Raw genomic sequence first — 3,863 nt, forward strand, 5'->3', positions numbered from 1 at the left:
CTTCGACGGCGAGGTGCGCGACCTGCTCGTCAGCCAGGGGCTGGCGGGCGACTACACCCTCAGCGGCCCGTCGCTGGCCGCGGTCGGCGAGCCGCTGGGCGTCACGCTGCCGACCACGCCGGCCTTCTCGATGCGCGGGCGGCTCACCCGCGAGGGCACGCGCTGGACCACCGCGGTGCGGCAGGCCACGATCGGCAAGAGCCAGCTCAGCGGCGAGTTCCAGTACGACAAGCCCGAGAACGCCGTGCCCACGCTGACCGGCGAGCTGCGCGGCCGCGAGCTCTGGCTGGCCGACCTGGGCCCGGCCGTCGGCGTGCCGGCCGAGCCGGGCGCCCCACGGGCGAAGAAGGCCACGTCGCGCGTGCTTCCGGACAAGCAGTTCGACCTGCCCTCGCTGCGCGCGATGAACGCCAACGTGAACGTGAAGCTCGCGCGCTTCGAGTCCGGCTCGGCCCTGCTGCAGGCGGCCGAGCCGCTGAACGCCCGCATCGTGCTGAAGGACGGCGTGCTGGAGCTGCGCGACATCGACGCCCGCGTGGCGCGCGGCCAGGTCGCCGGCCTGATGCGCCTGGACGGCCGCGAGCCCAAGGCCCGGTGGCAGGCGCGGTTGCGTGTCAGCGGCGTGCATCTGGAGCAGTGGCTGAACCTGGAGCGCAAGAACGGACAGCGCTGGGTGACCGGCGTGATGGGCGGACGCATCGCGCTGGATGGCGTCGGGCGCTCGACGGCGGAGCTGCTGGCCAGCGCCGACGGCCGCATGGTGCTGTACTGGACCGATGGCACGGTGTCGCACTTGATCGTCGAGGCTGCCGGTATCGACATCGCGCAGGGCCTGGGCCTGCTGGTGCGCGGTGACGACGCCCTGCAGGTGAACTGCGGCGTCGCCGATCTGCGGGTCAAGGACGGGATGGTGACGCCGCGGCCGATGGTGGTGGACACCAAGGATTCGGTGGTGCTGGTCGACGGCGACATGTCGCTGGCCACCGAGCGGCTGAACCTGGTCGCCAAGGTCGATCCCAAGGACAAGAGCCCGCTGACGCTGCGCACGCCCTTGAACATCCAGGGGACATTGGGCGATCCGCGGCTCAGCCTTCAGAAGGCCCCGCTGCTGCGCAAGCTGGTGCCGGCGGCGGTGCTGGGCGTGGCCGTGGCGCCGCTGGCGGCGATCGTGCCGCTGATCGACCTGGGCGAGGATCCGGACGATGAAAGCCTGCGCGCGCTGTCCGAATGCAACGCCCGGCTGGCGCCCGTGTCGAAGCGGAGGCCGGGATCGTGATAATGGGCGCCTCCCATATGCCCACGCCCATGTCCACCGTTCCCGTCATCGATCCGACGCCCGGCACGCTGAACTGTTTCCTGGTCGAGGACAGCCCGCTCATCCGCGAGAACCTCGTGGCGACGCTGCAGGAGATGCTGGACCTGGCCGTCGTCGGCCAGGCCGAGGACGAGGCCGCCGCGCTGCGCTGGCTGCATGACGAGGCGGTCCCCTGCGACCTGCTGATCATCGACCTGTTCCTCAAGCGGGGCTCGGGCATGTCGCTGCTGCCCAAGGCCCGGCTGCTGCAGCCCGAGGCCAAGCTGATCGTGCTGACCAACTACGCCACCGTCGACATGCGCCAGCGCTGCGAGCAGCTCGGCGCCGACCGGGTCTTCGACAAGTCCAGCGAGCTCGACGAGCTCATCGCCTACTGCCTGGACCTGGCGTCGTCGAAGGCGTGAGCCACCACTGAAGTTCGCTGGTGGGCGTGAGGCCGCTGGCGCTCAGTGCGCCCCGCCCGCGTCCACCGGCGCGCCCATTTTCGGCGGGCGCTTGGTCAGCCAGACGAAGGCGATCAGCACCAGGAACAGGATCGCCGAGGCCAGGAAGATGTCGTCCGCCGCCCGGGTGAAGGCCTGCTGGTCGACCAGCCGGTTCAGGTAGGCCAGCGCCTGGTCATGGCTGAAGCCCTGGCGCTGCAAGGTCTCGATCGCCTGCGTCTCCGGCACGTCGCCCAGCGCCAGGCGCTCCGCCAGGTGATGGTGATGCAGCGTCGCGCGGTTCTCCCACAGGGTCGTGGAGATCGACGTCCCCATCGCCCCCGCCGTGATCCGGACGAAGTTGGACAGGCCCGCCGCCGCGGCGATCCGCTCCGGCGTGATACCTGACAGCGTCAGCGTCGTCAGCGGGATGAAGAAGAAGGCCAGCGCCCCGCCCTGCAGGATGGTGGGCACCATGATGGCGGCCAGGTCGGTGTCGGTCGTGAACTTGGAGCGCATGAACAGCACGATCGCGAACACGACGAACGCGAAGCTCGCCATCGCGCGCGGGTCCCACGTCGACACCTTGCGCCCCACCACCGGCGACAGCAGGATCGCCAGCACGCCCACCGGCGCCAGCGCGAAGCCCGCGGCCGTGGCGGTGTAGCCCATGTGCTGCTGCAGCCACAGCGGCAGCAGCACGACGTTGCCGAAGAACAGGCCGTAGGCGATCGACAGCACCGAGGCGCCGAACAGGAAGTTGCGCCGCGCGAAGAGCCGCAGGTCCACCACCGGATGGTCGTCGGTCAGCTCCCAGACGATGAACACCGCCAGACCCACGACCGCGATCACGGCCAGCGCGACGATCTGGTTCGACGCGAACCAGTCGAGCTCCTTGCCCTTGTCGAGCATCACCTGCAGCGAGCCGACCCACAGCACCAGCAGGGCCAGCCCGATGGTGTCGATCGGCAGCTTCTTCACCGGCGTCTCGCGCGTCCGGTAGATGCTCCAGGTCAGGCCGGCCGCGAACAGGCCGACCGGGACGTTGATGTAGAAGATCCACGGCCAGGTGACGTTGTCGGTGATCCAGCCGCCCAGCAGCGGCCCCACCACCGGCGCCACCAGCGTCGTCATCCCCCACAGCGCCAGCGCCGTGCCCGCCTTGTGCTTGGGATAACTCGCCAGCAGCAGCGTCTGCGACAGCGGGATCATCGGCCCGGCCACCAGCCCCTGGAACACCCGCGCCGCCACCAGCATCTCCAGCGAATGGGCGAAGCCGCACAGCCAGGACGCCAGCACGAACAGCAGCACGCTCATCGTGAACAGCCGCACCGCGCCGAAGCGCTGGGTCAGCCAGCCGGTCAGCGGCACCGAGATCGCGTTGGCCACGCCGAAGCTCGTGATCACCCAGGTGCCCTGCACCGGGCTCACGCCGAGATCGCCCGCGATGGCCGGCAGCGACACGTTCGCGATGGACGAGTCCAGCACATTCATGAAGGTCGCCAGCGACAGCGAGATCGTGCCCAGCACCAGGGCCGTGCCGGTCAACGGCGGCGGGGCGGCCGGCGCGACCGGTGCGGCCGACGGCGCGGGCGCCGGTGCCGCATCCATGGAAGTGGAATTGCTCATTGCACGCGCGTGGTGATCGAGGACGAGGTCGAGGTCCTGGCGGCGGCCGCCTTGCCGAGGTTGGCCGCGATGATGCGGTTCACCTGCTCGTCGGCGGCCTTCTCCTGCGCGTCGAAGATCGTCGTCTGCAGCCGCGGCGCGCTGGCGCCGGTCGCGGCGGCCAGCATCTGGCCGCCCTGCTCACGGACGTCGACCTGCACGTCCATCGACAGGCCCACACGCAGCGGGTGCTCCTGCACTTCCTTCGGATCCAGCGCGATGCGCACCGGCACGCGCTGCACCACCTTGATCCAGTTGCCGGTGGCGTTCTGCGCCGGCAGCAGCGCGAAGGCCGCGCCCGTGCCGGCGCCCAGGCCCTGGACCGTGCCGTGGTACTCGGTCTTCTTGCCGTAGACGTCCGCCTCCAGCGTCGCCTTCTGGCCGATGCGCAGCTTGGCCAGCTGGCTTTCCTTGAAGTTGGCGTCGACCCAGACCTGCTGCAGGCCGACCACCGCCAT

At 70.2% G+C, this 3,863-nt stretch carries 4 protein-coding genes; 2 read left to right on the forward strand and 2 right to left on the reverse strand.

Annotation, left to right across the window (positions count from 1 at the left end; all coding sequences use genetic code 11):
* Both FUT87_RS21800 and FUT87_RS21805 read left to right on the forward strand, forming a co-directional pair.
* Positions 1 to 1,276 (forward strand): AsmA family protein (locus tag FUT87_RS21800; RefSeq protein ID WP_147242371.1); only part of this gene is annotated, 1,276 nt, incomplete at its 5' end.
* A 29-nt stretch (positions 1,277 to 1,305) separates the two neighbouring features.
* Positions 1,306 to 1,719: a response regulator transcription factor gene (locus FUT87_RS21805; protein ID WP_091725252.1), complete on the forward strand. Its 414-nt coding sequence runs from the start codon at positions 1,306 to 1,308 to the stop codon at positions 1,717 to 1,719.
* Between the two features lie 42 nt (positions 1,720 to 1,761).
* Here the strand turns inward: FUT87_RS21805 and FUT87_RS21810 are convergent, their stop codons facing one another.
* Together FUT87_RS21810 and FUT87_RS21815 are read right to left on the reverse strand one after the other, a co-directional pair.
* Positions 1,762 to 3,366, reverse strand: coding sequence for a DHA2 family efflux MFS transporter permease subunit (locus tag FUT87_RS21810; protein ID WP_147242372.1), 1,605 nt, complete (start codon positions 3,364 to 3,366; stop codon positions 1,762 to 1,764).
* Positions 3,363 to 3,863, reverse strand: a 501-nt coding sequence (locus tag FUT87_RS21815; RefSeq protein ID WP_147242373.1) for an HlyD family secretion protein, incomplete at its 5' end; no start/stop codon positions are given. The genes FUT87_RS21810 and FUT87_RS21815, both read right to left, overlap by 4 nt.

It is taken from the genome of Mitsuaria sp. TWR114, from assembly GCF_007997345.1.

Bases quoted from the DNA above. Each gene is read 5' to 3' on its own strand.
- FUT87_RS21810 (WP_147242372.1), bottom strand. From the start codon at position 3,366: ATGAGCAATTCCACTTCCATGGATGCGGCACCGGCGCCCGCGCCGTCG.
- FUT87_RS21805 (WP_091725252.1), top strand. From the start codon at position 1,306: ATGTCCACCGTTCCCGTCATCGATCCGACGCCCGGCACGCTGAACTGT.